General features: G+C 68.3%; 1 protein-coding gene. It reads left to right on the top strand.

Annotated features, from left to right (window positions below; all coding sequences use genetic code 11):
• Positions 1 to 439, top strand: a 439-nt coding sequence (locus G3I71_RS47805) for an ATPase, T2SS/T4P/T4SS family (protein ID WP_164325228.1), incomplete at both ends; no start/stop codon positions are given.

Genomic DNA, 439 nt, shown 5'->3' on the forward strand with positions numbered 1-439 from the left:
CGTATGTGACGATCCGCCGGCACAGCATGCGGCACGCGGACCTGGGTGACCTGGTGGGCCTGGGGATGATCGACCCGACGCTGGAGGCGTTCCTGCGGGCCTGTGTGCGGGCCGAGAAGAACGTGATGATCGTCGGGGGTCAGGCGGCGGGGAAGACGACGCTGCTGCGGTCGCTGCTGAAGGAGATCGACCCGGACGAGCGGTTCGCGACGCTGGAGACGGAGTACGAGCTGTTCGCCCATGAGAACGGGTTCCACCGGCAGGTCGTGCCGATGGAGGCGCGGCAGTCGTACGGGGAGCGGGTCGACGGGCACAGCGCGGGTGAGATCACGCTGATGGACCTGATGTACCGGGCGTTGCGGATGACGCTGGCGCGGATCGTGGTCGGTGAGGTGCGCGGGCCGGAGATCGTGGCGATGCTCCAGGCGATGACGAACGG

The organism is Streptomyces sp. SID12501 (assembly GCF_010550245.1).
Lineage (GTDB): Bacteria > Actinomycetota > Actinomycetes > Streptomycetales > Streptomycetaceae > Streptomyces.